The organism is Savagea faecisuis (genome assembly GCF_042675605.1).
GTDB classification, from domain to species: Bacteria; Bacillota; Bacilli; order Bacillales_A; family Planococcaceae; genus Savagea; species Savagea faecisuis.
In genome coordinates this window covers 490,793-514,720 of sequence record NZ_JBHTJF010000022.1, presented here as the reverse complement: position 1 = coordinate 514,720, position 23,928 = coordinate 490,793, and the positions used below count along the sequence as shown (strand labels likewise).

Here is a 23,928-nt window from a genome sequence, read left to right as displayed (position 1 = left end):
ATACTACAAAAAAGAGTAAAAGGAGGGTAAAAAATAAGAGAGAACCTTGTTCATTGTTCAAGCTCTTCTTGAATATGCGGATAAAAATATCCTTCAAACTGTTCTCCTCCTTTCATCGTCACCGTCACAACAATCATTCCTCTCTCCTCTGAAAAAAATACATCTTGTACATTGACGAGCAAAGGGACATGTCCCCCTTGATGAGAGCGAAAACGAATCATATCTTGATATTTTTCAATGAAGGTCGTTCGATGCTCCTCCACTAAACGCAATGTCGTACTCGGATGAATGACGACGTCAACATACGGTTGAGCTGCTAACATTTGATGCAATTCATATTCAAATAATCCCCATTGCATCTCATTAGCTGTTATTTTTAACACCGTCCCTTTTTGAAAAAACATAATGAAAAATACGGTGATGAAAGCGATGATGATAAATGTTGCGACATAAAGTAATAACTCGATGAGTGTTGAGCCTCGCTCTTCATTAAAAATCGTAACAGACGTTCTCTTCCTCTCTTTCCAAACAAATAACATGCTCTTCTTTCCACTCCCAACGATATGAAATTTCATTGAGCGCTATCCGATCTGACATGCGTCCTTCTTTCACTTTTAGTTGCGTCGCAATGTAAGCTACTTTCATATCATTCGCTTTCATCCTCTTTTCCCGCACTTGTTTCATTTCATGTGTCAATACAGGCAGCAACGTAAATGTTAAAATGACGATAATCGTTAACGCGATAATCATTTCAGCTAGGACGAAACCCCGTTCACATTTCAACCCGCACCCTCCCTTTCTGAAATTGCAATCGGAAGAAGATTGGCTTTCCTTCCACTTCATATCGAATCGTACCGAATTGTGACACATGACCGTTCCCTAAAATAATAATCGACTTCATTGGAGAATGAATCGACAGTCGAAAGCTTTCCGGTAAGTAATAGCTTTCTGATTCGTTCGTGTACGGGTCAAACACTTTCATTTCATTCGAGTCTGTCAACAGTAAAACGCTCATCGCCCGCTTACGGGAAATCGCTCGCATTTGCGCTTCGTAAAGCACCCTTTCAAACTGTTCAATTCCATCGCGCTCTTCCACTTTCAACAATGGAGTATGACTTAAAAAATAAATCGTGCTCGCTACAAATATGAAAAAAGCGAAAGCGATTAATGTTTCAACGAATGTAAAACCACTATTATTTCTTGACAATCTTCACTTCCCCATCCGCAATCGTCAATTTTTGTCCCCCTGGACATTCTTCTACTTTTTCCGCTTCTCCTTTCGGTAAATATCCTTTATTCGCCAATTCTTGAAGAGATGTCGGGCGCTCATTCGTTTCTAATTTATAGGCTTCTGCAGCACCCATCACCATTTTATGGTACGCCTCGCATCCGCGTTCATCGACCGTTGATGAGTATTTGAATACGTTCGGAACGGTGATGATCACAAGAACCGCTATAATGACGAGCACGAGCATCATTTCAACGAGTGTAAATCCTTTATTATTTTTTAACCATTTCATCATGAGATTCCTCCTTAAAATGCTCCGATTAATCGGTACATCGGCAATAAAATAGACAAATACGTCGCAACAATGGCACATGCAATGACTATGAAAACGAGCGGTTGAAAAAGGGCAATGAGTAACTCTATCCGGTGAACGAATGTTTCGTTCACGACTTTTCCAAATAATAATAACTCTCGGCCGACAAATCCCCTCATACTACCGTGTTCCACAAATGTCGCAATCTCTTGCAATAAGTATGGGTTAAATTGTAAAGCTTCTTCTAAACGTGCCCCTTGCGCAATTTCTTCATAGACGAGATGCGCAATATGTTGAACGTATAAATTGTAGTTCTGTTCTTTCAAAATAACTAAAGCTTCTGAAGCTGTAATATGCGTTTCTAACAAACGACCAAACTCAATGGAAAAATGACGCGTCGCATAAATTTGAATCATTTTTCGCGTCAATACGAAACGATAATACAAAGAGCGTTCTGAACTCACTTTTTGAATGTGATGACGATAAAAATGATAGCCAGCTATAAATAAAAGAATACTCATGACGAGCACAACGTCTGGCAAATACGTTAAAGCGACGGTCATCCACCGTTCACTTATTGTCATATGCACTTGTTCAGATTGATAGATCGATTTCATTCTTGGCAAAAAGAATGTTCGATAAGCAAATAAAATCATGAGAAAAAAAGTGATTAATATGAGGGGATAAATGAGTACTTTTCTAAAGCTTTTTTCCAACGTGAGTTTTTGATCTGTCGCTTCACTCATCTGTTTTAAAGCAATGAGTAAATCGCTCGTCACGTTCGATGTAATGAGAGGGAGTAAGTTCACATATTTTAAGTGGAGGGATTGGAACAATTCATATGCGCTAGAACCGGCTTTAAATTGATCATTCAATCGATCAGCGAGTCGCTCTTGATCACGGACATGGTGAGGAACGACTAAAAATAACGCGTCATGCAATGAATAGCCTTCTTTTACTAACTGATACAGTCGCTTCATAAAGAGCGATTCATCTCGAATTTTTAATAGTTGTTCTTCACGATAATGCTCTTTTTTCTTTTGTATAGCGACGTACCACATCTTCAATCGTCTCAGCATCATCACGTTCGCCTGCCTTTACGAGAGAAAATAGTCGTTCTAATTTCTCTTCAGTTGCAATTTGAAAGACTGCTTGGCGCCTTTCCGTCATAGGGTCGTCTATTAATCGTTGTGTCAAAATCGCGACGATTGTTTGTTCGAGCTGTTCTCTCGTCACTCCTAAATCTAACAGTCGATATAAAACACCGATTAAGTCTTTAGAGTGAACAGTCGTTAGTACGAGATGTCCACTTAACGCTGCACGTATCGCTGTTTCAGCCGCATGATGATCACGTATTTCTCCAAGCATAATGACATCTGGTGAATGGCGTAAAATCGCTTTCAAACCTGCGTCGTAAGTAAAGCCAAATCGCTCATTCACTTGCACTTGAAGCACATTTTTCACTTCTCGTTCTACAGGGTCTTCTAATGTAATCACATGGCGATTTAAATGTTTGACACAATGGGACGTACAAGCATACATCGTCGTCGTTTTACCACATCCGGTCGGCCCTGTAATAGCGATTAACCCTTGTTTCAAATTCAATACTCGTTCCATCTGTTGACGCCATTGGTTTTCTAAAAATAAATGTTTGAACGAAATGACAGCATCTTCTTTTTGTATTCGAACGACGACACTTTCTTTATGCATCGCAGGCATCGTCGATACGCGGAATGAATATTGATCTTCTCCAAACGCTTTGAAAAAAGAGCCACTTTGCGGTCTACGTGTTTCTGTAATGTCTAACTCTGACATAAATTTAAAATACGAAATCATTCGTGATGATAGAGCACGAGGATATTGCGTCACTTCATGTAATTCTCCTGATTTTTGAAAGTGAATCGTATAGTGCTCAGCTTGAGGGAAAAAATGAATGTCGGATGCTCCGTATTGAATTGCTTGTTCAAGTAACTGCGCACTTTTCACTTCAATAATATTTTCTGCATTCACCATACATATTCTCTCCTTTCTCACGATTATTATAAAAAATTTACGAGGTGATGTGGGATTTTTGTCTCTTTTACAATTTTTGTCGCAGTTTTCTAACCATTTTCTTTTTTTCTTTTTATTTTACCTTTTTGTCACAATCATTCACCCGAATACAGTTTACATCTTGACGTCTTATCCTATATAATAGATAAGAGCTTATTGTATTGTTTTAAGTAAGGAGGGAACTCACAATGGATAATATGTTTAAATTGCTCGGCTTCTGGACTGGGATTTTCGCAGTTATGTTCTGGGTCGGGGGAATGATTCCTGCTACGCTCATTTTCGCAGCGAGCACATTTTTCTTTATACTTCTCGGTTACTTAAAGTTAACAGAGCGTATGTACTTGTATTTATTTGGAGCATACTTAACGGTGTTCACGGTAGGATTCAGCTACTATGCAACGTTCCTCCACGTGCCAGGAAGTCACTAAGACGAATCGGTACGTACATAAGAAAAACAGCTTTGGCGATTGCCTCAGCTGTTTTTCTTCGTTTAGAAACCATTTAAAAATGGATTATCGTCTTGTTCCATTTCTGGCGTTGTGACGGGACCGTGTCCTGGATAAAGAATGGTCGTTTCATCCATCGTTAAAATGTGATCATGAATCGACTTCAACAACGTTTCCATACTGCCCCCGACGAGGTCCGTACGTCCGATGCTTTGACGGAAAATGACATCTCCGACGAAAGCGACGTCGTGATCTTCTAAATGATACGTTACACTACCTGGAGAATGTCCAGGTGTATGATACAGTTTAAAATGAAACGGTCCAATATTTAATTCTGTTTCATCCGTTAAATGATAATCTGCCTCGCGGTTTATGACATCGGGTAATTGCACATATTTCCCTGAACCGTTTAACGCAGGATTGCCGAGCCATTCTTTTTCAATCTCATGAATGTACACAGGCACATTGAACGCATCTCTCACGGCATCTACCGCTCCGATATGATCAAAATGTGCATGCGTTAATAAAACCGCTTCCACTTCCACGTTCAAATCTTTAATGAGTTGAACAATTTTATCTCCTTCATCCCCCGGATCGACGACGATCGCTTTTTTCGTAGCGTCATCGATTAAGACGTAACAATTCGTCTGAATCGGTCCTAATGGGTATGTTTGAATCGTAATCATCAATACCACCTCCTCTCACATCGTACTAATTTTTTTGTCACAATTCAATTGTTGTTTCTTGAAATAACCTCGACAAAACGCGAAAAGACAAGTACAATAGTAATGGAATATTGCTTACTTGGCATTCATTTTTCTTGATTTTGAAAGGAGTGTCCTTAAAGATGAACATTTTAGTCGTTATTTTTGGATTAGTTGCTTTGTTCTCAGTAATTGGCTTAGTCCAAAGCTTCAAAGAACGCAATGTCCTCAGCATTATTTTTAACTTAGCGAGTGCAGTTGTGTTCGGTGGATTCACAGTATTGACGGTAATCTTCCAAGGTTACCCACCAACATTATAAGTTGAATAAAAAAGACCTTTCCGCGTATTCGCGAGAAGGTCTTTTTTATTCAATTTTTAGCCAAGGATACTGTTCTTCTCCTTGCAATATCTCTTCATATCGGTCTCCAGCGAGACAACGTTGTCCAGATGGTGCACATTTTAACTCGTATTGCATCATCAGCCCTTCACTTACAACCGTTTGCTTTCCATCTTCCCATGCGACGAGGTTCCAACTATTTAATAACTCATCTAACTCTGCGCGTTCTTCTGCTACGAGCGTCAACAATTGACCATTCTCTGTCCATGCATGAGGGGGAACGACCCAACTGCCGTAATTGCTCACAGCAGGCACACGGTACGTCTCTTCGTTCACCTCGTACACAAATTCATCATCGTCAATCTTGATCGTATTCATCGCTTCTCCTTTTGGAAAAGCCGCAATAAACGCTCCTTCCTGTTCGATGGAAACGGTTTTCGACGCTTCGTCGAACTTCCCTAATGCGCTTCCTTCTAACGGATGTTCCGCCTCCACTAAACCGTAGAGAGAGTCTTTCCAGTAAATCGGGAATGGGAAAGGTGATGTCTCGACCCAACGTGTATAACGCTCTTTTCCATCGTAAATAAAGGTGTCAAATGACCAATCGTCCGCAAATACTGTGTAAGCGAACGTTTCAACATCTCGTTCATTCAAAGCGACGTAAATTTCAGACCCTTCGAAATCGATCGTTCGCAGTAATTGACCGTCGGATTGAATAATATGTAAATTCCCTTGATATTGCGTCGTCGCTGTTTGTACGTAAAGTACGGGCTCGGCTGGATGAAATAAGACGTCTACAATCGGGGCGTCGGACTGCCAAATCGACTTTGTTTCTCCGCTTTGTAAATGAAACGTCTGCAATTCAAAAGCTTCTGCTTCCCTCACGACGTAGACGATTTCCTCATCATTTAAAAAGCCTGCCACGAAATGAAATTGTTCGCTCGGAATCGTATGTACTTGAGACACCTTTTCTTGTTTTTCTTGTTCAAGCTGTTCTTCTTTTGGAGCACAACTTACTAATAATAAAATAATCCATAATACGCCGAGCCTTTTCAATGTTTGTCCTCCTATCTTTCAAAAAAAGAGGGGATGCTCAAATGCATCACCCTCTTTTTCCTATTTATTGTGGCAATGAACGAATCTCTGGATTTGGTTTACCTTCTTGTAACGTTGGACCATCTTCTCCGTTCGATTGATCCGATTTGAATCGTAATAAATCTCCGTTAATGAGACGCTCTGAATAATCTAGTTCAGCAGATACTCGATCAAATGATGTTTCACAATTTGAAATATCTACTTCTTCACCTGTCGCAACATCATAACAAACTTCATGTGCGTAGACGTATTCAGGTGTTACGAAACGACCGTCTCGGAAAATGACGAATGGGTCGTAGTCCTCTGAGAATAAATCTTGACCGAATTGAATATCGCCACGTGATTCGATTCCGAGTAAATGTAACAATGTCGGACGAATATCTAATTGTCCGCCTAATTGTTCACGTACTTCTCCTTTATTTGAACCTGGTATGTGAATAAAGAGCGGTACTTTTTGTAACATCGCATTGTCATACGGTGTAATCTCTTTATCTAAATACATGCCCATCGCTTTATTATGGTTTTCCGAAATTCCGTAATGGTCCCCATACATGACGATGATGGAATTATCATATAATCCCTTTTCTTTCAAGTCTTCGAAGAATAACTTCACCGCTTCGTCCATGTAACGGACGGTTTGGAAATAGTTGTTCAATGTGCGTGAATTCGATGTATATTTCGGAATGAACATATCTTCCTCATCCAATGTGAACGGATGGTGGTTCGTCAATAAAATCATACGTGTCGCAAATGGTTGCGTAAAGTCTTGCATCAATTCTGCTGATTGTTCGAGGAATGGAATATCTTTCATTCCCCAGTTCACCGCATCATTTTCACCAATCTCATAGCTTGCGACATCGTAGAAATGATCGATATCTAACGCACGGTACATAATGTCACGGTTCCAGAAACTACGGTTGTTGGCATGCATTACACTCGTCGCATAACCATTTTCTCCTAAGCGTCCCGAAAGCGACTGGTACTTGTTTCCACTATGTGTGAAAAATACCGCACTGCCATTTCGTGGATAGAGTGAGTTTTCAACGATAAATTCAGAATCCGATGTTTTCCCAAGCCCTGTTTGATGATAGAAATTCGGGAAGTAAATCGTATCTTTATCTTGCGAAAGCTCATTGAGGAACGGTGTGATCACATGACCGTCCATCGTATTGTTCATCACGAATGTTTGCAATGATTCAAGCGTCACTAAAATGACGTTGCGTCCTTCTGCGATACCGAACATTTCTTCATTCGGCTCTGCATACTTCGCGTTCGCATAGTTTTGAATTTCGACGAGTTCACTACCGTCTGCTAAAACACGCTGCGCATGAGATTTCGATTGCAAAAACACATCATATAAATGGTAATTGTAAGCTCCGATATTTTTGACGAGTAATTCACGGTCAAAACTACGGCTTAACAACTGTGGACGTTCCGCTTCTGCAAGTCCTAAGTTAAACATTAAAATTGTCGCACTGACGACGAAATACAATTTGCGCCCTAACGTATGTTGACGCTTCGTCACTTGTTGTTCTGAAACAGTCGGTAACCATTTCATCGCAATATAAATAATGACGACATCTGTAAAGAAAAACAAATCAGTGAAGTTCATATTTGCAAAAGCCGAACCTGACAAGTCTTTAAAGTTACTCGTCTGGAACAATAAAGGCAACGTAATAAAATCGCTAAAGAAACGATAAAATACCGCGTTCGCAAACATGATGATCGACGTGATCACACTGACGGACAAAATATACACATTACGTCGTTTCGGTGTTTTAATAAATAAGGCAACTCCGTAAACGAACAATAAAAAACTGAGCGGATTTAAAAATAAAATAAACTGCTGAACGACATTGTCAATTTTCAAGTTAAAACTCATTAAGTAACTGAAATAAGTCGTGAGCCATGTCGCAATAATTGCGATGATGAGCACGGAATGTTTTTTCCAATTCAATTGCTTCATTCCACTCTCCCTTTCATTTCAGATTTTATATAAGCGTCGCACTTTTTACAGACGCTTAATAAATAGACGAATGAAACCGTGAAAAGTTTCACTATCTTTACATATTTTACGTCTAGTTCCCTTGTTTTATCAAGTTTAAACGTTGTCGCACGATCGCAACTGCTCGAATATAGTCCTCTCGTTCAATCATTCCGCTATCAAATAAGTCTTTCAATTCACTTTGCATTAAGATGCAATCTGCCTCTTGATCGCCAAAGTAAATAAAAATATTAAATTTCTTTAATAACTGTTGAACATCATACAATTCATTTAATTCATGCTTGATATACATCATTTCACAACCTCCACTATATTGAAATCTGTCACGATATGGTCGACTGGAATATCGTAATGATCCGTCGGAACTTGTACGACGACTTGTTCTGAAAAGGCAAGAGCGATTGTTGGGATTGGATTATTTTCCAAGTAGCGATCATAATATCCCCCACCAAAACCGATTCGGTATCCTCTCACGTCAAACACTACTCCTGGAACGATGACGACGTCGATCTCGCTCTTTTCAAAAGAAGTCGTTTCATGAACAATCGGTTCAAGCAATTCAGCATATGCTATTTCTAATTGAGTAAATGACGTAATTTTTCGAAAGTCCATCTCTTTCGTTTTCGGAAGACATCTCGGGACGACAACTGTCTTTCCCATTTCCCATAATGTTTCAATCAGTGCATACGTATCGACTTCAGGATAACGAGAAATTGTCACTGCGACCACTTCCGCTTCCTCAATCGACGGCAATCGGAAAAGACGCTTTACGATTTTCGCACTGCGCGTTCTATATTGCTCCTCTGTCATCTGACGCAATTGCTGCAACATCGCTTGACGCATTTGTGATTTCATCATGCAAAACTCCTTATCAGAATGAAAAAACCAAAACCATGAGCCGGTTTTGGTCTAAACAATTATTTCGTTTCACGATGTAAAGTAGATTTGTTATCGCGTGAGCAATATTTTTTCATTTCGATACGCTCAGGGTTGTTACGTTTGTTTTTCTTAGTGATGTAATTACGCTCTCCACATTCTGTGCAAGCTAGAGTTACGTTTACGCGCATGTTTAGTCCCTCCCACTCATATATTATTTCAAATTTCATTTGTGAGCTTCATTTATACGACTCATAAATTATAACATATTTTATCCGTTTGTCCAGTTCTGAGTTTCAATTTCTTTCTCCTTCTGCCTATGCTAAAATAGCTATACAACATGCTTTGAAAGGAGATTACTCATGACGCTCGAAATCATTTTAATGATCATCGGAATTGGATGTATCGTCGCTTCATTTTTAATCAAACCGAAATCTGCCAATCTCGATATGAAAATTGAAAATGTATCCATCGCTATGCATGAACAAATGAACGATTTACAAAAAAGAATGCGTGTCATCGAGGATGAAATGCTCATTCCACAACCGCTCATGCCTCAGCGAACGACTAAACCAAAACGACAGAAACAAACGACAGAAGAACCTGTACATGCGATCATCGTCAGTCAAATTTTAGCACTTTATCAACAGGGCTATGACTTACCTGAAATTGCAAAACGCTCGTCCCTTTCTGAAGCGAAAGTTACTGAAGTGTTACGTTCGAAAGGAGCGCACGTATGATTCGACAAATTTTATTAACAGCAGGCATTATTTTATTTACAATCGGCGCCACTTTAACGTTAGCTCCTTCTAAAGAAGCTTCGAAACCAACTCAAGAAGGAACGAAGGAATTAAAAGTGTTAAAAAAAGAAAAAGAAACGCTTCAAAAAAAATTAGATGAAAAAGAACTAGAACTTTCAAATATTCAAACAGAACTAGAAACACTACAAGAACAAGCGAAAGCGAATGATGAGGAACCTGCTGAAGAGAAAAAACCTAAAAAAGCGACAACGAAAATTGTCATTACCATTGAAGATGGCGTTCGTTCACCCGATGTCGCCGTCAGTTTAGCAGAGGCAAACATTATCGACGATGCTAAAAAGTTCAATGACTTTTTAAAAGAAAAAGGATATGCTTCTAAAATTCAACTCGGTACATATGAAATTGATCCGGCGATGGACTATGATGCAATCGCTAAAATTATAACGAAACATGGAGAATAATGAAGAGGCAAATGGCAGTCAAACTTCAAAAATAACATTGCTACAATAATAAAGGCATGAAATCAATGTGTTCACATTCGATTTCATGCCTTTTTAGCTTCAGAATTGTCTTCTAGTCTTACTTAGTATTAATTTTTCTCTTCTACTTGTTCGATTGGTGGTAAAATTAAACGCTCAATTTCAGATTCTGTCCCTTCTTGCGCACGACGCTCTTTAATCGCGAAATAGCTATCTAATGCTCCGCGCACGAGATTATTCGTCGTTGCTGAAGTTTGGAACGTGTAGTGAGTCGTAACGTGTGGAATAACGATCGCATACGCGACTTCTGGATTTTCTGCTGGCGCATAACCTACGTGAGATAAACTGATCGTACTGCGCCCATCTTTAAACGTCTCCGCTGTACCTGTTTTACCTGCTGCTGTATATGGTGCACCTTCCATTAAGCGTGCTGCCGTACCATTCGCACCGTAATACACATAATTCATACCTTTTTTCACTTGCGCAATTTCCGCATCTGTATTTTCAATGCGATTCAACACATTGATCGGCGTCTCTTGTAACAAAGGACCGAACTGAATACCATCTACAGACGGTTCACGGATTTCTTTTACAACACGTGGGGCGATACGATAGCCACCATTCGCAATCGTCGAAACATATTGCGCCATTTGTAAAGTCGTATACGTATCATATTGTCCGATTGAAAAGTCCATCAGTTTTCCGACCGTTAACTCTGGACCTTTTACCCCTTCTACTTCTCCTGGTAAATCGATTCCTGTGCGAACACCGAGTCCGAATGAAGCGAAGTTGTCACGGAATTTATCATACGCTGTCGTATCAATAGACGAAGCACGTCCTGGTACATACTGTCCGAGTGACAACGCAATTTTAAACATATAAACGTTGGATGAACGACCGAGTGCCGTTACATCATCGATGGAGACACGTCCAAAACGGTTGAATAACGAACGTTTCCAAATACCGCCGACGCGTAAAGGTTCGTCAATTTTACGCTCACCTAAGCGCACGACACCTTCATTATATCCCGTCAACATCGTCGCTAACTTCACTGTAGAACCGGCTTCATAAGCAGCGGTAAATGTTCCGTAAGCATAGTCTAAAACATCCCACTTTCCTGTCTCTTCATTGCGAACAATCTGTTTTCCGACGAGTGCTAAAACTTCCCCGTTATTCGGATCCATCATGACGATAAATCCTTGATCTAACTTTGAAGCAGTTGAACTTTGCTTCAAGTCGCGCAATGTTTTTTCTAACATTTGTTCCAACTCTAATTCTAACTCGCGGTCAACGGATAGAACGAGATCCTTACCTGGCTCTCCTTCATACACTACTTCTGTTCCAATCACTTTTCCAGCTCGGTTTTTAATATTTTTATGAACCGCTTTTTGGCCGGATAATAAATCTTCATATTGCTGTTCCAAATAACTGCGTCCGACGCGGTCATTTCGTGAATACCCTCGAGATAAATAATGATCTAAATGCGATTTCGGAATTCCTTCAATCGGACTCGTCGTTGAACCTAAAATTGCACTTTTGGAAAGTTTAATTCGCGTCCAATCTGTCGTCGTATTGACCCCTGGTAAATCGCTCAAATGTTCTGAAACGACTGCGAATTCTTCTTCTGACACATCTTCACTTTTAACGATCGATGGTGAATACGCGTAGCCCGCCATCATTTCACGATAAATCGCGAGTACTTTCAATTCTTCTTGTGTGAAAGAATTCAGTTCTTCCTCAGTAATTCGATCGCGTGTTAATTGGTTAATTTCACGGTCGATTTGTTTACTCGTTTTCTTTTTATCACTTGAAATTTCTTTACGTTCTTCTTTCGGTACTTTTTCTGCTGCGAGTTCTGGATTGAGTAAAATCCAAAAATCCCGTTTATCTGCAACCGTGACACGACGATCGTCCTTTTCAATATACGCTGCAAGTTTTTCAGCAATTTCTAACATGCCATCTTCAGACGTTTGATTTCCTTCTTTATCGTAAGTGGCACGCGCTTTCGTCTGTGTCGTCTTCGTATATGTAATCGCATTTTGTGGCTCATTGTCGACGAGTACATGTCCAATTCGGTCATAAATCCGACCTCTCGGCATTGTCGTATTAATCGTAATCTCATCAACCCGTGCCAACTCTGCGACGAAATCTTCCCCTTTGACAATTTGCAAATAACCTAAACGTAAAATGAGTGTCGAAAAAAGTAAGAAGACTGTGAAAAATAAAAAATTCACACGGAAGACGACTTGCTTACGTTGCTTTTTCTTCAGTTGTTTTCCTTTGTTCGGCTGTTGGTTTTCCACGAAGTATCCTCCTTTTTCGTCATAATCTCTATTATATATGAAAATATAAAGAAAGCACATAACTAGACGTCTAGTTATGTGCTAAAGTTTCATTTTAAATTATTTGCCGTAACGTTTTGCAACTTCATCCCAGTTTACTACATTCCAGAATGCTCCGATGTAGTCAGGACGACGGTTTTGGTAGTTGAGGTAATACGCGTGCTCCCAAACGTCAAGTCCGAGAATTGGTGTTTTACCTTCCATAAGTGGTGAGTCTTGGTTTGGCGTGCTCATGATGTCGAGTTTGCCGTTATCCAATACTAACCATGCCCAACCTGAACCGAAACGAGTTGCAGCAGCTTTTGCGAATTCTTCTTTGAATGCGTCGAAGCTACCCCATTTTTCGTTAATTTCGTCAGCGAGTGCACCTGTTGGTTCTCCGCCACCGTTTGGTGAAAGGATTTCCCAGAATAATGAGTGGTTTGCGTGTCCACCACCGTTGTTACGTACTGCTGTACGAATGTCTTCTGGAATAGCATCCATATTTGAAATTAACTCTTCTACTGATTTAGAAGCGAGATCTGCGTGACCTTCTAACGCTGCGTTAACGTTTGTCACGTAAGTGTTGTGGTGTTTTGTATGGTGGATTTCCATCGTACGTGCATCGATGTGTGGTTCTAATGCATCGTATGCGTATGGCAATTCTGGTAATTTGTAAGCCATTGTATATTCCTCCTTGATAGTTGTTATAAATTTTTCCTACAGTTAAACTGTATCAAATTTGTGAACATTCTTCAATGAAAACGCTCATTTATCAAATGTTCCTTACAACTTCTTTCTTCCCGAAATAAAAAATCTGAAACCCTTTTTTCAAGAGTTTCAGATTAATCGTTAACCTCGCTTACCGAGAACAGCATCCGCGATATTGACAGCGTGATCCCCGATTCGTTCTAAGTTCGATACGATATCGACAAAAATCATACCGGATTGTACCGAACACGAACCTTCATTCGTACGAATGATATGATTTTTACGATATTTTCGTTCCATCTTATCAATTAAGTCTTCCTGCTCTGCAACTTTCTTCGCTAATTCGACATCATTTGTATTGAGTGCCTGAATCGCTTTTTCGACTGTTTCGATCGTCAATGTAAACATATTGTCTAAGTCTTCCATCGCATCGTCTGTCAAAACGACTTTATTCGTCTCGCGTAAATCGGTCAATTCAACGATGTTTTCAAAGTGGTCTCCAATTCGTTCAATATCTCGAATACTATCCATTAATAACGCATGTCGACTTGATTCAAGTGCTGAAATATTAACAGATGAAATTTCAACGAGATATTTTGTGATTTCTCGGTCTAAGTTATTGATGGCCGCTTCGATTTGATTCGCTGTTTCCGCATGTTGTTTATCGCCTGTTTTAACGTATTTATACGTCTCTTCCAAACCTTGTACGGCGTAATTTCCTGTGCGAATCAACTCTTCTTTTGCCTGTCCGATTGCTACAGAAGGTGACTGTTGAATGAAATGAGGGTCCAAATGTTTCGGACGATATTCAATCGTCACGTCTTTTCCTGGAATTAACTTCGTCACAACATATGCCCAAACTCCGATGAGCGGGAATTGAATCATCGTATTTGCAATGTTAAACGACCCGTGAGCGAAGGCAATTTGCATTTTTTCTTCTAAATTGAGCAAGCCAGATAACCATTCTACATATATCGTAAATGGTGTTAGTAATACTAAGAAAATAATCGTTCCAAAAATATTGAATAATACGTGTGTTGCCGCTGCACGACGCGCTGCGACAGATGCTCCGAGCGCTGCTAAAATCGCTGTGATTGTCGTTCCAATATTATCTCCGAATAAAATAGGCAATGCTGCTTTTAGATCGATTAAATGTTCAGAATATAAGCCTTGTAAAATCCCAACGGTCGCACTCGAACTTTGAACAATTAATGTAAAAATAGTACCCGCTACTACGCCGAGTAATGGATGTTCCCCCATCGAGAGCGTAAATTCAGAAAATGATTCTAATGTACGTAATGGCTTCATTCCATCACTCATCATTTCAAGTCCTAAGAAAAGTCCACCAAAACCGAAGATGACTTCTCCTAAATTACGAATTTTATCTTTCTTAAAAAAGAATATTAAAAATGAACCGACTGCCATAATTGGTAAAGCATAAGCACCGACGTCTAATCCGATAATAAATGCCGTGACTGTCGTACCAATATTCGCTCCCATAATGACACCAATTGCTTGACGCAAAGTCATAAACCCTGCGCTAACGAGACCGACTGTAATAACTGTCGTTCCCGAACTCGATTGTATTAATACGGTGACGACAATCCCGACGAGAATTCCCATAAATGGATTCGTTGTAAAACGATCCAGAATCTCCCTCAGCCTATCGCCCGCTGCTTTTTGTAGTCCATCTCCCATGTACTTTATCGCGAATAAGAAAATACCGAGACCACCAAAAAATTGAAACAGCATCTGTTGCCAGTCGATTTCCATTTTGAACGTTCAACCTCCAATTAATAAAAACATATCAACCTCAATTATGTAATGAATGTGAAAGGATTGTAAACATCTACAAGCTTATTTTTACACAGTATTTACAAAAGTAAAGTTTTCCGTCACGATTCTGTCGAAAATTTGGATATTTCTGCAGTTTTTTAATACTTGTGTCTCCTCTTCATTTTGTATAATTGATATGCTAACTTAACAATATCATGTTTTTTTACATTGAGGAGGATTTCTTTGAATTTAAAATGGCATCAGCTCTTTTTCGCGTCTTTATATGAAACGAAAAAAATGGCAACTTTCCGATTATTGCCGATTGGGAAAGTGTTCAAATATGTGTTTGTGTTCATTTTTTTATTTACATTTATTTCGTTCGGTCGCTATTTATTCGGTGACATTTCTGTTTTTGAAACGTCCGATGAAGTGTTGGAATATGGAGAGTCCATCGGAGCTTTAAAATATCCAATCTCTTTCGTCCTATCCTTCACCATTACCGTTTTTTATATTTTCATCCGACTTTCAGCGATGGCTTTTATCGGGCTCGGCTTACTGCGTGTTATGAAGCGCCGCGGAGAGTATCGTCAAATTTGGCAATCGACCGCTTTTGCGATGACGGTTCCTTTGCTCATCCAATTGCTTTTTGAAATCTTTCCGAGTTTACCGACAGATGGTAAAGCGATCTCGTACACGATTCACCTCATTTATTTATTCATCATCGTCCGTCACTATCCGAAACTCCCAAAGCGATAGTTTCTAAACGATGTTCCTTGTATTTTGAAGGCATTCACTGATAAAATAGAGACACATAAGAAAGAAGGAGAGAACAACATGACTGAAATGATTCACCGTTCAAATACACGCCCTGTTAAAGTTGGAAACTTAACAATCGGAGGAAGTAATGAACTTTTTATTCAAAGTATGACAACGACGAAAACGCATGATGTCGAAGCGACCGTTGCGGAGATTAAACGACTCGAAGAAGCGGGCTGTCAAATCGTTCGTGTTGCATGTCCAGATGAGCGTGCCGCGCTTTCTATCGGTGCGATCAAAGAACAAATTGATATTCCACTCGTCGTCGACATTCATTTCGACTATAAACTAGCCTTGATCGCGATTGAACAAGGTGCAGATAAAATTCGAATTAACCCTGGTAATATCGGACGTCGCGAAAAAGTAGAAGCGGTCGTCAATGCGGCAAAAGAAAAAGGCATTCCGATTCGTATCGGCGTCAACGCAGGTTCTCTCGAAAAGCACATCTTAAAAAAATATGGCTACCCGACAGCGGACGGCATGGTCGAAAGTGCTTTACACCATATTAAAATTTTAGAAGATCTCGATTTCCACGACATTATCGTGTCATTGAAAGCTTCTGACGTAGAACTTGCGATTGAAGCGTATAAAAAAGCGGCAGCGGCATTCGATTATCCGCTCCACTTAGGCATTACAGAGTCAGGAACTTTGTTCGCAGGTTCCATTAAGTCAGCAGCAGGACTCGGAACTTTATTATCAGCAGGAATCGGGAACACGATGCGTGTTTCTTTATCAGCAGACCCTGTTCAAGAAGTGAAAGTCGCACGTGAGTTACTTAAAATATTCGGCCTCTCATCCAATGCCGCGACATTAATTTCATGTCCGACATGTGGCCGTATCGAAATCGACTTAATTTCGATCGCAAACGAAGTAGAAGAATACATTTCAACGATTAAAGCGCCACTCAAAGTAGCTGTACTCGGCTGTGCGGTTAACGGACCAGGTGAAGCGCGCGAAGCCGATATCGGAATCGCTGGAGCCCGAGGTGAAGGTTTACTCTTCATGAAAGGGAAAACCGTCCGCAAAGTTCCTGAAGAAACGATGGTCGATGAATTGAAACTCGAAATTGATAAATTAGCAGAGGAATACTTCGAGAAAAAACGTCAAGAAGAGGCTGCAGCGAATGAATAACTATCGCGCACGACTCGGCATTGATATTGACGGTACGGTGACGAGCCCTGCAGCCCTTCTTCCACATTTGAATGAAGGATTTGGCTTGAACTTAACACTTGCAGATATTCGCGAATACGACTTAACGAAAGCAGTGAAAGTCGACCACGAAACATTTGCGAAATGGTGGAATACGGTGGAAAATCATGTATATGCGACTTCCCCTGTCCACTCCAACGCTCAACAAATTTTAAAACAGTGGCAAAATCAATTCGAACTGCTCTACGTCTCTGCTCGTGGAACAGATTCCTATGACACGACGAAACAATGGTTTGAACAACATTTCATTCCATATGACGACATTCATTTGATCGGCAGCCACTATAAAATCGAAAAAGCGAAAAACTTAAAAGTCGATGCATTTTTTGAAGATAAACACGACAATGCGGTCGACATTCATGAAGCTTTAGACATTCCTGTTTTACTATTCGATTCACCTTGGAATCAAGAACCGATTCCAAACGGTGTCATCCGTGTCCATAATTGGATGGAAGCGAATGAATGGATTCAAAGAAACTTTTAAAAAAAGTCATTTCTACATGAAAAATCATAGTAGAAATGACTTTTTTTATACTTTTCATTCAACTAGTCCTTAATTCTTAATCTTAAACACTTGAACATTATCTTTTTTTACCATAAAATAAAAGATGAATACACAAAATTAGTCTTTAGTGACTATCCAGATTTTAGAAATTTAATAGAAAGGAGTCTTTTTATGGATACTATTAATCTTGCATCTGTAGAACACTTAAAAGATCAGTTAGACGATTTATTAAATGACACGACTGAAGCTATCTTCTTTTATGACCACCACTATTATCGCATTCATTCTATTCAGACCGATGTCATTTATTTAAAAGAGACGAACTGTTCAGGCATCTCCCTTGATATGGAAGATTTATATCCAGTTGACATTGAAACATTTAAAAAAGATGCACAACTTGTCGCACTCATGAATATTGATGAATGACTATAAAAAAATCACAAGAGAATTATTCTCTCGTGATTTTTTATAAACAATTTGGACACATTCCATAAATTTCAAACTTATGGTCGATGATTTGATGATTCGGTAATGTAACCTCCATCATCTCCATCGGACAAAACGGGATATGTTCTGTTTTTCCACAGTTTGTACAGATGAAATGATGATGATGACTTTCGACATCACATTGCATTCTAAAATGTCGTTCCCCGTTTAATTCCGTCTCTTCTAAAATAGAAAGTTCAGCAAATGTAGCGAGATTGCGATAAATCGTATCATAACTCAACCCTGGATTATCTTTCACTAATTCATTGCGCACTTCCAATGCCGTAATATACCGGTCATGCGCCATAAAATATTCCAAAATTAACTCGCGATTTTTCGTTCGTTTAAAAGAATTTTTTTGTAAAATATCCCAAGCTTCTTCTAAATTCATTTAGTACCCCTCCCGACTTTTCATCATGCCGTTCACTTTTTTCCATAAAAGCACACAAACTAATAAAATAATCGAACAAACGACGATCGTTCCTCCCGGTGCAATATCTAAATAAAACGCAGCGATCAAGCCGACAACAACGGCAATTTCTCCGAACAAAATAGAAAGCCCGAGCGCTCCTTTAAAGCTTTTCGCTAATTGAATAGCTGCAGCGACCGGAATTGTCATTAAAGAGGAAACGAGTAAAATTCCGACGATTCGCATTGAAGCTCCGATGACGAGTGCGACGATGACCATAAATAACGGTTGCAAGTAACGCCCTCTCACACCCGCAACGAGTGCATACTCGCTGTCAAACGATAAAGTGAACAATTCTTTATAAAATAAACCGATAAATAAAATGACGATGATTGCAATCCCGATAATGACGTATAAATCGACACGACCTACCGCTGAAACCGACCCGAATAAATAGCCGACGAGGTCGGTGCTGAATCCTTTCGCAAGCGAAATGAAAATCGCTCCGAATCCAATTCCTGCAGACAAAATAATCGGAATCGCTAATTCTTCAAAATCTTTATACGTTTTGCGAAGACGTTCAATTAACAGAGAACCTCCTACTGCCGTCCCAATTCCTAAAAAAATTGGATTGAGTGTTGCGAAAAAGGCGACTTGTTGGCTTAAATATAAGCTCCCTGCAATGCCCGCTAACGCCACGTGGCTTAAAGCGTCCGCAATGAGCGCCAATCTCCTGACAACGATAAAGAGCCCGAGGAGTGGTGCGATGATCCCGATGATGAGACCGGCCCATACCGCATTTTGTAAAAACTGATAGTTGAGCAATGCTTCAATCATTCGGCATCCTCCTTCTGATGAACACGACGTACAGGATGGCCGTACCATTTTGAATATTGCTCATCATCTAATTGCTCGTATTGTTGTTGGCCACCGTGGAAATGCATCGTCTGATTTAAACAAGCGACATGGCTCGCTAAACTCGTGACGAGATCAATCTCATGGGTGACGAGTAAAATGGCAATGCCTTGTTGTTCATTTAAGCGGTGCAATAACTCATAAAACTTTTTTACATTTTGTTGGTCGATCCCAACGGTTGGCTCATCCATAATTAAAATGCGCGGATCGCTGACGAGCGCACGTGCGATGAAAGCACGTTGTTGTTGACCACCTGATAATTGTCCAATCGAACGATTCGCAAATTGATCCATTTGTACGAGTTGAAGCGCTTCATGTACTTTCGCTTCGTCCGCTTTTGTAAAACGTGAAAATAAACCTTTTTGACTGACGAGGCCACTGCGCACAACTTCAAATACAGTCGCTGGGAAACTCGAGTTAAAGGCGTTTGATTTTTGGGATACGTATCCAATTTGATCGCGGTTTTTCAATTGTTGAATCGGCTCGCCGAACCATTCAATCTCCCCTTTTTGGATGGGGAGTAAACCGAGTAATAATTTAATGAGCGTTGATTTCCCCGAACCGTTCGGACCGATTAACGCCCAAAATTCTCCTTCTTTTACCGTTAAATCGATATTCGTTAATACATCGACATCATGGTAACGGTATGACACATTGCGTATATTAATTAACGTTCTCGCCATTTCACTGATCCTTTCAAAACGAAATGATTACGATTTATTATATCGCAATGCATGAAAATGTAAAGTGCTTTGCCTACAAAAAAGATGTGACGAGGAAGTTCCTCGCTACATCTTCTATTTAACGTAAAGCGTCGATTCGTGCTGCGTCAAACTCTCGGTTGAGCAACATGTCAATTTCAATCGCATACGGCGCTTTTTTATTTTTCTTATCTTCGCCGACATATGGCGTTTCTAAAATTTTCGGAATGTGACGGAACTCTTTCAAATGAATAATTTCCGCGAGCGGGTCAAAGCCGATATGACCGAATCCGATATTTTCATGGCGGTCTTTCCCAGCTCCGCGCTCATTTTTACTATCGTTAATGTGCAATACTTTTAGACGATCGAGGCCGATAATTTTATCAAACTCTGTTAATACGCCGTCTAAATCGTTAACGATGTCGTATCCTGCATCATGCACGTGGCATGTATCGAATGTGATAGATAAACGATCATTGTTCGTCACACCATCGATGATGCGCGCAAGTTCTTCAAAAGAACGACCGATTTCCGTTCCTTTTCCAGCCATCGTTTCAAGTGCAATTTGCACGTCATGATTATCTTCTAACACTTCATTTAACCCTTCGACAATTCGGGCAATACCTGTATCGACACCCGCTCCGACGTGCGCTCCTGGGTGAAGGACAATTTGCTTCACACCGAGTGCTGCCGTTCGTTCGATTTCACTTTTCAAAAAATCGACACCGAGTCGAAACGTTTCAACTTTTGTCGTATTCGCCACGTTAATAATGTACGGAGCATGGACGACTACATGCTGCATGCCGTGCTCTTGCATATGTTGTTGCCCTGCTTCAATATTCAATTCTTCAATCGGTTTACGACGCGTATTTTGCGGAGCACCTGTATAAATCATAAATGTGTTCGCTCCATAACTCGCCGCTTCCTCACTCGCTCCGAGTAACATTTTTTTGCCGCTCATCGAAACGTGAGAGCCGAGTAAAAGATTATTTTCCATAACGATTTGTTTTCTTCCTTTCTTTACGTTTAAAATCATCCATTTGTTGACGCATTTTTTTCTTGTATCCTGGTTTTACTTTTTTCGGTTTGCGTACGAAAGCGCGCGCTTGTTTGTCGATGTCACGATCTTGACGTTCACGTTTTTTACGTGCATGGCGCTTCGGCAACTCTTTCCATTCTCCACCTTTTAATTCTTCATGAACGAATGGAACACCGAGGTCTTCAATAATATTGACGAGTTCTTCATCTTTCGGTTCATACAATGTGATCGCATGTCCTTCTAAACCAGCACGCGCGGTACGACCGACACGGTGAACGAAAAATTCAGTGTTTTGTGGAATTTCATAGTTGATGACATGGCTGACACCTGGAATATCGATTCCGCGAGCCGCTAAGTCCGTTGCGACAATGTATTGGAATTGTAAGTCACGCACTTGTTTCATCATACGTTTACGTTCACGAGGGGATAAGTCACCGTGAATACGGCCTACTTTAATTTGATCATCCGCTAATTGGTTCGCTAGCTCATCTGCGGCTTCACGTGTATTTGTGAAAATGATCGCTAAATACGGATTCATCGATTGCATAATATCGAGCAACTTCTTATATTTATTCGCGCTACGAACAGGTACTAATGAATAATGCATCCCTTCGCGCAACGACTTTTCACGACCGATTTGGACATGTTCTGGTTTTTCCATATATTTCGATAAAAATGGTTTTAACTTTTCAGGAATCGTCGCTGAAAAGACATACATTTCTAAATTCGCGGGCATACGTTGAGCGAACTGATCGATCTCTTCAATAAAGCCCATATCGAAAGATAAATCTGCTTCGTCAATGACGAGCATCGGTGCTTCGTGTACGAAGAGTGCTTGTTCTAATACGACATCTTTAATACGTCCTGGTGTGCCGACAACGATGTGGGGTTGCACTTTTAACTTGGCGATTTGACGCTGTTTGTCCGTCCCACCAATGAGTGCCATCGAGCGAATGTCCGTCCCTTCTGTCAATTGTTCTAACGCGCGGTACAGCTGATCTGCTAATTCACGAGTCGGTGCTACAATGACAGCTTGAACGTGTGATTTTTCTGAATCGATGCGCTCGACGAGAGGAATTAAAAAGCTATGTGATTTCCCCGTCCCTGTATGTGCTTGGCCGATTGCACTCTTGCCTTTTAAAATGAGTGGAATTATCGCTTCCTGAATCGGTGTTGGCGTTTCGAATCCGATTCGTACAATGGCTTCTTGTAAAAATGGTTGTAATGAAAACTGTTGAAATGTTGTCATCGTCTAGCCTCCTTAATCTTTTCATATTGTAACATCTTTCACCCAAGATGTATGCAAAAAGCTTATAGCATCCGTTCTTTGAATGAAGCGAAGCGTTCATGTATAATGAAAATACGATTATGTTAGAGGAGTGAATCGATTGAAAGTTATTAAAATTTCACCACGAGGCTATTGTTACGGTGTCGTCGATGCGATGGTCATCGCACGTAACGCAGCACTCGATAAATCATTGCCACGTCCAATCTACATTTTAGGTATGATTGTTCATAATAAACATGTGACGGATGCATTTGAAGAAGAAGGTATCATTACGTTAGACGGGAAAGATCGTCTCGATATTTTAAATAAAGTCGATACAGGTACAGTCATTTTCACAGCGCACGGTGTCTCTCCACAAGTGCGTGAACTCGCACGTCAAAAAGGACTCGTTTCCATTGACGCAACGTGCCCAGACGTCACGAGCACACACGATTTAATTGAAGCGAAAACAAAAGAAGGCTACGAAATCATTTACATCGGGAAAAAATACCACCCAGAACCAGAAGGCGCAATCGGTGTCGCACCGGACCGCGTTCACCTCGTCGAAACGATGGAAGACGTTGAAAAATTAACAGTTCAAAGCGATAAATTGTTAGTGACGAACCAAACGACGATGAGTCAATGGGATGTTGCCCACATTATGCAGGCATTACAAGAAAAATATCCGCATATCGAACAGCATCAAGAAATTTGTCTCGCAACACAAGTACGTCAAGAAGCGGTGGCGGAACAAGCAGGCGAAGCTGACTTATTAATCGTCGTAGGAGATCCGAAAAGCAATAACTCGAACCGTTTAACACAAGTATCACACGAAATTGCTCATACGAACTCATACCGTGTCTCTGACGTCTCTGAAATCAAGCCGGAATGGTTGATGGACATCGAAACTGTTGCGGTAACAGCAGGGGCTTCGACACCTACATTGATCGTTCGCGAAGTGATTAAATATTTAGAGCAATTCGATCCAGCAGACGAAAGTACACATGAACCAGTAAGTACACTTGAATTAAGCCGTATTTTACCAAAAATTAAAAATCCAACACCTGTTGAGCGTATCGAACCGTACGACTCATAATGATACAAAAACGCCCGAAATGAAAAGATTATTCCTTTCATCTCGGGCGTTTTCTTTCGTTTTAAATACATGAGTTACGAATGTGTTTCCACATCGCAAATTTTCTTCTCTTGCACGCCTGCTTTTTTCAACATCATTTCCATCGGACAAATTCCTGTAATGGATGAAAAAATTAACATAAAACCGATAAATCCTGTGAAGTAAATCCAATTCGGATGATGAAGTTGACTTAAAATGACGCTCGTTAAAACGAGTACACCGACGAGCAAGCGAACTAATGAATTTTTACCTGATACGACAAACACGTATATACCCCCTTCCGTATATACATCATAAACAACTTTCACAAAAAATACAAAAATTTCATCTTTCCTTCACGT

At 40.2% G+C, this 23,928-nt stretch carries 30 protein-coding genes; 9 read left to right on the top strand and 21 right to left on the bottom strand.

All coding sequences use genetic code 11. From position 1 onward, the window contains the following. Window positions 1–50: 50 nt before the first annotated feature. The 6 genes from ACFQ0V_RS07395 to comGA are packed head-to-tail and all read right to left on the bottom strand — an operon-like array spanning window position 51 to window position 3,554. Window positions 51–539, bottom strand: a complete 489-nt coding sequence (locus ACFQ0V_RS07395; RefSeq protein ID WP_381011689.1) for a competence type IV pilus minor pilin ComGF — start codon at window positions 537–539, stop codon at window positions 51–53. Then, window positions 490–783, bottom strand: a complete 294-nt coding sequence (locus tag ACFQ0V_RS07390) for a hypothetical protein (protein ID WP_381011686.1) — start codon at window positions 781–783, stop codon at window positions 490–492. Before ACFQ0V_RS07390 ends, ACFQ0V_RS07395 begins: the two co-directional genes overlap by 50 nt. Beyond that, a complete protein-coding gene (locus ACFQ0V_RS07385; protein ID WP_381011683.1) occupies window positions 773–1,207 on the bottom strand; it encodes a hypothetical protein in 435 nt (144 codons plus the stop codon). The genes ACFQ0V_RS07390 and ACFQ0V_RS07385 overlap by 11 nt, the downstream gene beginning before the upstream one ends. Continuing rightward, window positions 1,194–1,523 (bottom strand): competence type IV pilus major pilin ComGC, encoded by a 330-nt coding sequence (comGC, locus tag ACFQ0V_RS07380; protein ID WP_381011680.1) that lies wholly within the window; start codon window positions 1,521–1,523, stop codon window positions 1,194–1,196. The genes ACFQ0V_RS07385 and comGC overlap by 14 nt, the downstream gene beginning before the upstream one ends. 11 nt (window positions 1,524–1,534) lie before the next feature. Next, window positions 1,535–2,623 (bottom strand): type II secretion system F family protein, encoded by a 1,089-nt coding sequence (locus ACFQ0V_RS07375; protein ID WP_381011678.1) that lies wholly within the window; start codon window positions 2,621–2,623, stop codon window positions 1,535–1,537. After that, on the bottom strand, window positions 2,559–3,554 hold the full coding sequence (comGA, locus tag ACFQ0V_RS07370) for a competence type IV pilus ATPase ComGA (RefSeq protein WP_381011676.1): 996 nt from the start codon (window positions 3,552–3,554) through the stop codon (window positions 2,559–2,561). Before comGA ends, ACFQ0V_RS07375 begins: the two co-directional genes overlap by 65 nt. Window positions 3,555–3,781: 227 nt before the next feature. Between comGA and ACFQ0V_RS07365 the strand changes: the two genes are divergently transcribed. Next, window positions 3,782–4,021 carry a DUF2626 family protein gene (locus ACFQ0V_RS07365; protein WP_381011673.1) on the top strand — a complete coding sequence of 80 codons (240 nt, stop codon included), beginning with the start codon at window positions 3,782–3,784 and terminating at the stop codon, window positions 4,019–4,021. Window positions 4,022–4,083: 62 nt separating this feature from the next. Here the strand turns inward: ACFQ0V_RS07365 and ACFQ0V_RS07360 are convergent, their stop codons facing one another. Further along, window positions 4,084–4,725, bottom strand: a complete 642-nt coding sequence (locus ACFQ0V_RS07360; RefSeq protein ID WP_381011670.1) for an MBL fold metallo-hydrolase — start codon at window positions 4,723–4,725, stop codon at window positions 4,084–4,086. Between the two features lie 161 nt (window positions 4,726–4,886). Here ACFQ0V_RS07360 and ACFQ0V_RS07355 point away from each other — a divergent pair, with 161 nt between their 5' ends. Further along, the gene (locus ACFQ0V_RS07355; protein ID WP_194561659.1) at window positions 4,887–5,063 is read left to right on the top strand and encodes a DUF2759 domain-containing protein; all 177 of its coding nucleotides are present in this window, start codon (window positions 4,887–4,889) and stop codon (window positions 5,061–5,063) included. 45 nt (window positions 5,064–5,108) lie between these two features. On the opposite strand, the gene ACFQ0V_RS07350 is transcribed toward ACFQ0V_RS07355, so the two are convergent. The 5 genes from ACFQ0V_RS07350 to rpmG all read right to left on the bottom strand — a co-directional run bounded on the left by ACFQ0V_RS07350 (window position 5,109) and on the right by rpmG (window position 9,248). Next, entirely contained in the window at window positions 5,109–6,137 is a 1,029-nt protein-coding gene (locus ACFQ0V_RS07350; RefSeq protein WP_381011667.1) for a YqgU-like beta propeller domain-containing protein, read from the bottom strand. 64 nt (window positions 6,138–6,201) lie between these two features. Next, window positions 6,202–8,142: an LTA synthase family protein gene (locus ACFQ0V_RS07345; protein WP_381011664.1), complete on the bottom strand. Its 1,941-nt coding sequence runs from the start codon at window positions 8,140–8,142 to the stop codon at window positions 6,202–6,204. Between the two features lie 112 nt (window positions 8,143–8,254). Then, window positions 8,255–8,476 carry a YqgQ family protein gene (locus ACFQ0V_RS07340; protein ID WP_381011662.1) on the bottom strand — a complete coding sequence of 74 codons (222 nt, stop codon included), beginning with the start codon at window positions 8,474–8,476 and terminating at the stop codon, window positions 8,255–8,257. Next, the gene (locus tag ACFQ0V_RS07335; RefSeq protein WP_381011659.1) at window positions 8,473–9,036 is read right to left on the bottom strand and encodes a 5-formyltetrahydrofolate cyclo-ligase; all 564 of its coding nucleotides are present in this window, start codon (window positions 9,034–9,036) and stop codon (window positions 8,473–8,475) included. Before ACFQ0V_RS07335 ends, ACFQ0V_RS07340 begins: the two co-directional genes overlap by 4 nt. A 62-nt stretch (window positions 9,037–9,098) precedes the next feature. Then, the gene (gene rpmG, locus ACFQ0V_RS07330) at window positions 9,099–9,248 is read right to left on the bottom strand and encodes a 50S ribosomal protein L33 (RefSeq protein WP_194561655.1); all 150 of its coding nucleotides are present in this window, start codon (window positions 9,246–9,248) and stop codon (window positions 9,099–9,101) included. Between the two features lie 171 nt (window positions 9,249–9,419). On the opposite strand from rpmG, the gene ACFQ0V_RS07325 reads away from it, so the two are divergent. After that, window positions 9,420–9,797: a hypothetical protein gene (locus ACFQ0V_RS07325; RefSeq protein ID WP_381011656.1), complete on the top strand. Its 378-nt coding sequence runs from the start codon at window positions 9,420–9,422 to the stop codon at window positions 9,795–9,797. Beyond that, window positions 9,794–10,279, top strand: a complete 486-nt coding sequence (locus ACFQ0V_RS07320) for a hypothetical protein (protein ID WP_381011653.1) — start codon at window positions 9,794–9,796, stop codon at window positions 10,277–10,279. The genes ACFQ0V_RS07325 and ACFQ0V_RS07320 overlap by 4 nt, the downstream gene beginning before the upstream one ends. A 128-nt stretch (window positions 10,280–10,407) precedes the next feature. Here ACFQ0V_RS07320 and ACFQ0V_RS07315 read toward each other — a convergent pair whose 3' ends face one another. The 3 genes from ACFQ0V_RS07315 to ACFQ0V_RS07305 all read right to left on the bottom strand — a co-directional run bounded on the left by ACFQ0V_RS07315 (window position 10,408) and on the right by ACFQ0V_RS07305 (window position 15,102). After that, window positions 10,408–12,600: a peptidoglycan D,D-transpeptidase FtsI family protein gene (locus ACFQ0V_RS07315; protein WP_381011651.1), complete on the bottom strand. Its 2,193-nt coding sequence runs from the start codon at window positions 12,598–12,600 to the stop codon at window positions 10,408–10,410. A gap of 99 nt (window positions 12,601–12,699) precedes the next feature. Then, the gene (gene sodA, locus ACFQ0V_RS07310) at window positions 12,700–13,302 is read right to left on the bottom strand and encodes a superoxide dismutase SodA (protein ID WP_381011648.1); all 603 of its coding nucleotides are present in this window, start codon (window positions 13,300–13,302) and stop codon (window positions 12,700–12,702) included. Window positions 13,303–13,470: 168 nt separating this feature from the next. After that, complete coding sequence (locus ACFQ0V_RS07305; RefSeq protein WP_381011645.1) at window positions 13,471–15,102, bottom strand: Na/Pi cotransporter family protein; 1,632 nt, start codon at window positions 15,100–15,102, stop codon at window positions 13,471–13,473. Window positions 15,103–15,348: 246 nt separating this feature from the next. Between ACFQ0V_RS07305 and ACFQ0V_RS07300 the strand changes: the two genes are divergently transcribed. From ACFQ0V_RS07300 to ACFQ0V_RS07285, 4 genes are all read left to right on the top strand, one after another. Next, window positions 15,349–15,861, top strand: coding sequence for a DUF1189 family protein (locus tag ACFQ0V_RS07300; RefSeq protein ID WP_381011643.1), 513 nt, complete (start codon window positions 15,349–15,351; stop codon window positions 15,859–15,861). Window positions 15,862–15,939: 78 nt separating this feature from the next. Then, window positions 15,940–17,052: a flavodoxin-dependent (E)-4-hydroxy-3-methylbut-2-enyl-diphosphate synthase gene (gene ispG, locus ACFQ0V_RS07295; RefSeq protein WP_381011640.1), complete on the top strand. Its 1,113-nt coding sequence runs from the start codon at window positions 15,940–15,942 to the stop codon at window positions 17,050–17,052. Further along, the gene (locus tag ACFQ0V_RS07290; protein WP_381011638.1) at window positions 17,045–17,614 is read left to right on the top strand and encodes a 5' nucleotidase, NT5C type; all 570 of its coding nucleotides are present in this window, start codon (window positions 17,045–17,047) and stop codon (window positions 17,612–17,614) included. Before ispG ends, ACFQ0V_RS07290 begins: the two co-directional genes overlap by 8 nt. A 192-nt stretch (window positions 17,615–17,806) precedes the next feature. Then, window positions 17,807–18,061: a hypothetical protein gene (locus ACFQ0V_RS07285; protein WP_381011636.1), complete on the top strand. Its 255-nt coding sequence runs from the start codon at window positions 17,807–17,809 to the stop codon at window positions 18,059–18,061. A 40-nt stretch (window positions 18,062–18,101) separates the two neighbouring features. Here ACFQ0V_RS07285 and ACFQ0V_RS07280 read toward each other — a convergent pair whose 3' ends face one another. The 5 genes from ACFQ0V_RS07280 to ACFQ0V_RS07260 all read right to left on the bottom strand — a co-directional run bounded on the left by ACFQ0V_RS07280 (window position 18,102) and on the right by ACFQ0V_RS07260 (window position 22,434). Beyond that, window positions 18,102–18,512: a Fur family transcriptional regulator gene (locus tag ACFQ0V_RS07280; RefSeq protein WP_381011633.1), complete on the bottom strand. Its 411-nt coding sequence runs from the start codon at window positions 18,510–18,512 to the stop codon at window positions 18,102–18,104. Then, on the bottom strand, window positions 18,513–19,367 hold the full coding sequence (locus ACFQ0V_RS07275) for a metal ABC transporter permease (RefSeq protein WP_381011630.1): 855 nt from the start codon (window positions 19,365–19,367) through the stop codon (window positions 18,513–18,515). Continuing rightward, window positions 19,364–20,128, bottom strand: a complete 765-nt coding sequence (locus ACFQ0V_RS07270) for a metal ABC transporter ATP-binding protein (RefSeq protein ID WP_381011627.1) — start codon at window positions 20,126–20,128, stop codon at window positions 19,364–19,366. Before ACFQ0V_RS07270 ends, ACFQ0V_RS07275 begins: the two co-directional genes overlap by 4 nt. A gap of 118 nt (window positions 20,129–20,246) precedes the next feature. Continuing rightward, a complete protein-coding gene (locus ACFQ0V_RS07265; RefSeq protein WP_381011624.1) occupies window positions 20,247–21,143 on the bottom strand; it encodes a deoxyribonuclease IV in 897 nt (298 codons plus the stop codon). Beyond that, on the bottom strand, window positions 21,133–22,434 hold the full coding sequence (locus ACFQ0V_RS07260) for a DEAD/DEAH box helicase (protein WP_381011621.1): 1,302 nt from the start codon (window positions 22,432–22,434) through the stop codon (window positions 21,133–21,135). Before ACFQ0V_RS07260 ends, ACFQ0V_RS07265 begins: the two co-directional genes overlap by 11 nt. A gap of 139 nt (window positions 22,435–22,573) precedes the next feature. Here ACFQ0V_RS07260 and ACFQ0V_RS07255 point away from each other — a divergent pair, with 139 nt between their 5' ends. Further along, window positions 22,574–23,548 carry a 4-hydroxy-3-methylbut-2-enyl diphosphate reductase gene (locus ACFQ0V_RS07255; RefSeq protein WP_381011619.1) on the top strand — a complete coding sequence of 325 codons (975 nt, stop codon included), beginning with the start codon at window positions 22,574–22,576 and terminating at the stop codon, window positions 23,546–23,548. A 74-nt stretch (window positions 23,549–23,622) separates the two neighbouring features. Here ACFQ0V_RS07255 and ACFQ0V_RS07250 read toward each other — a convergent pair whose 3' ends face one another. Continuing rightward, window positions 23,623–23,853, bottom strand: a complete 231-nt coding sequence (locus ACFQ0V_RS07250; RefSeq protein ID WP_381011617.1) for a YgaP family membrane protein — start codon at window positions 23,851–23,853, stop codon at window positions 23,623–23,625. Window positions 23,854–23,928 lie beyond the last annotated feature (75 nt).

Excerpts from the sequence above, each read along its gene's own strand:
- ACFQ0V_RS07325 (WP_381011656.1), top strand. The coding sequence starts at position 9,420 with ATGACGCTCGAAATCATTTTAATGATCATCGGAATTGGATGTATCGTC.
- ACFQ0V_RS07275 (WP_381011630.1), bottom strand. The coding sequence starts at position 19,367 with ATGATTGAAGCATTGCTCAACTATCAGTTTTTACAAAATGCGGTATGG.
- ACFQ0V_RS07280 (WP_381011633.1), bottom strand. The coding sequence starts at position 18,512 with ATGAATTTAGAAGAAGCTTGGGATATTTTACAAAAAAATTCTTTTAAA.
- ACFQ0V_RS07395 (WP_381011689.1), bottom strand. The coding sequence starts at position 539 with ATGTTATTTGTTTGGAAAGAGAGGAAGAGAACGTCTGTTACGATTTTT.
- ACFQ0V_RS07360 (WP_381011670.1), bottom strand. The coding sequence starts at position 4,725 with ATGATTACGATTCAAACATACCCATTAGGACCGATTCAGACGAATTGT.
- ACFQ0V_RS07375 (WP_381011678.1), bottom strand. The coding sequence starts at position 2,623 with ATGATGCTGAGACGATTGAAGATGTGGTACGTCGCTATACAAAAGAAA.
- rpmG (WP_194561655.1), bottom strand. The coding sequence starts at position 9,248 with ATGCGCGTAAACGTAACTCTAGCTTGCACAGAATGTGGAGAGCGTAAT.
- ACFQ0V_RS07365 (WP_381011673.1), top strand. The coding sequence starts at position 3,782 with ATGGATAATATGTTTAAATTGCTCGGCTTCTGGACTGGGATTTTCGCA.
- ACFQ0V_RS07345 (WP_381011664.1), bottom strand. The coding sequence starts at position 8,142 with ATGAAGCAATTGAATTGGAAAAAACATTCCGTGCTCATCATCGCAATT.
- ACFQ0V_RS07335 (WP_381011659.1), bottom strand. The coding sequence starts at position 9,036 with ATGAAATCACAAATGCGTCAAGCGATGTTGCAGCAATTGCGTCAGATG.
- ACFQ0V_RS07305 (WP_381011645.1), bottom strand. The coding sequence starts at position 15,102 with ATGGAAATCGACTGGCAACAGATGCTGTTTCAATTTTTTGGTGGTCTC.
- ACFQ0V_RS07270 (WP_381011627.1), bottom strand. The coding sequence starts at position 20,128 with ATGGCGAGAACGTTAATTAATATACGCAATGTGTCATACCGTTACCAT.
- ACFQ0V_RS07355 (WP_194561659.1), top strand. The coding sequence starts at position 4,887 with ATGAACATTTTAGTCGTTATTTTTGGATTAGTTGCTTTGTTCTCAGTA.
- ACFQ0V_RS07290 (WP_381011638.1), top strand. The coding sequence starts at position 17,045 with ATGAATAACTATCGCGCACGACTCGGCATTGATATTGACGGTACGGTG.
- comGA (WP_381011676.1), bottom strand. The coding sequence starts at position 3,554 with ATGGTGAATGCAGAAAATATTATTGAAGTGAAAAGTGCGCAGTTACTT.
- ACFQ0V_RS07320 (WP_381011653.1), top strand. The coding sequence starts at position 9,794 with ATGATTCGACAAATTTTATTAACAGCAGGCATTATTTTATTTACAATC.
- ACFQ0V_RS07340 (WP_381011662.1), bottom strand. The coding sequence starts at position 8,476 with ATGATGTATATCAAGCATGAATTAAATGAATTGTATGATGTTCAACAG.
- ACFQ0V_RS07260 (WP_381011621.1), bottom strand. The coding sequence starts at position 22,434 with ATGACAACATTTCAACAGTTTTCATTACAACCATTTTTACAAGAAGCC.
- ACFQ0V_RS07285 (WP_381011636.1), top strand. The coding sequence starts at position 17,807 with ATGGATACTATTAATCTTGCATCTGTAGAACACTTAAAAGATCAGTTA.
- comGC (WP_381011680.1), bottom strand. The coding sequence starts at position 1,523 with ATGATGAAATGGTTAAAAAATAATAAAGGATTTACACTCGTTGAAATG.
- ACFQ0V_RS07265 (WP_381011624.1), bottom strand. The coding sequence starts at position 21,143 with ATGGAAAATAATCTTTTACTCGGCTCTCACGTTTCGATGAGCGGCAAA.
- sodA (WP_381011648.1), bottom strand. The coding sequence starts at position 13,302 with ATGGCTTACAAATTACCAGAATTGCCATACGCATACGATGCATTAGAA.
- ispG (WP_381011640.1), top strand. The coding sequence starts at position 15,940 with ATGACTGAAATGATTCACCGTTCAAATACACGCCCTGTTAAAGTTGGA.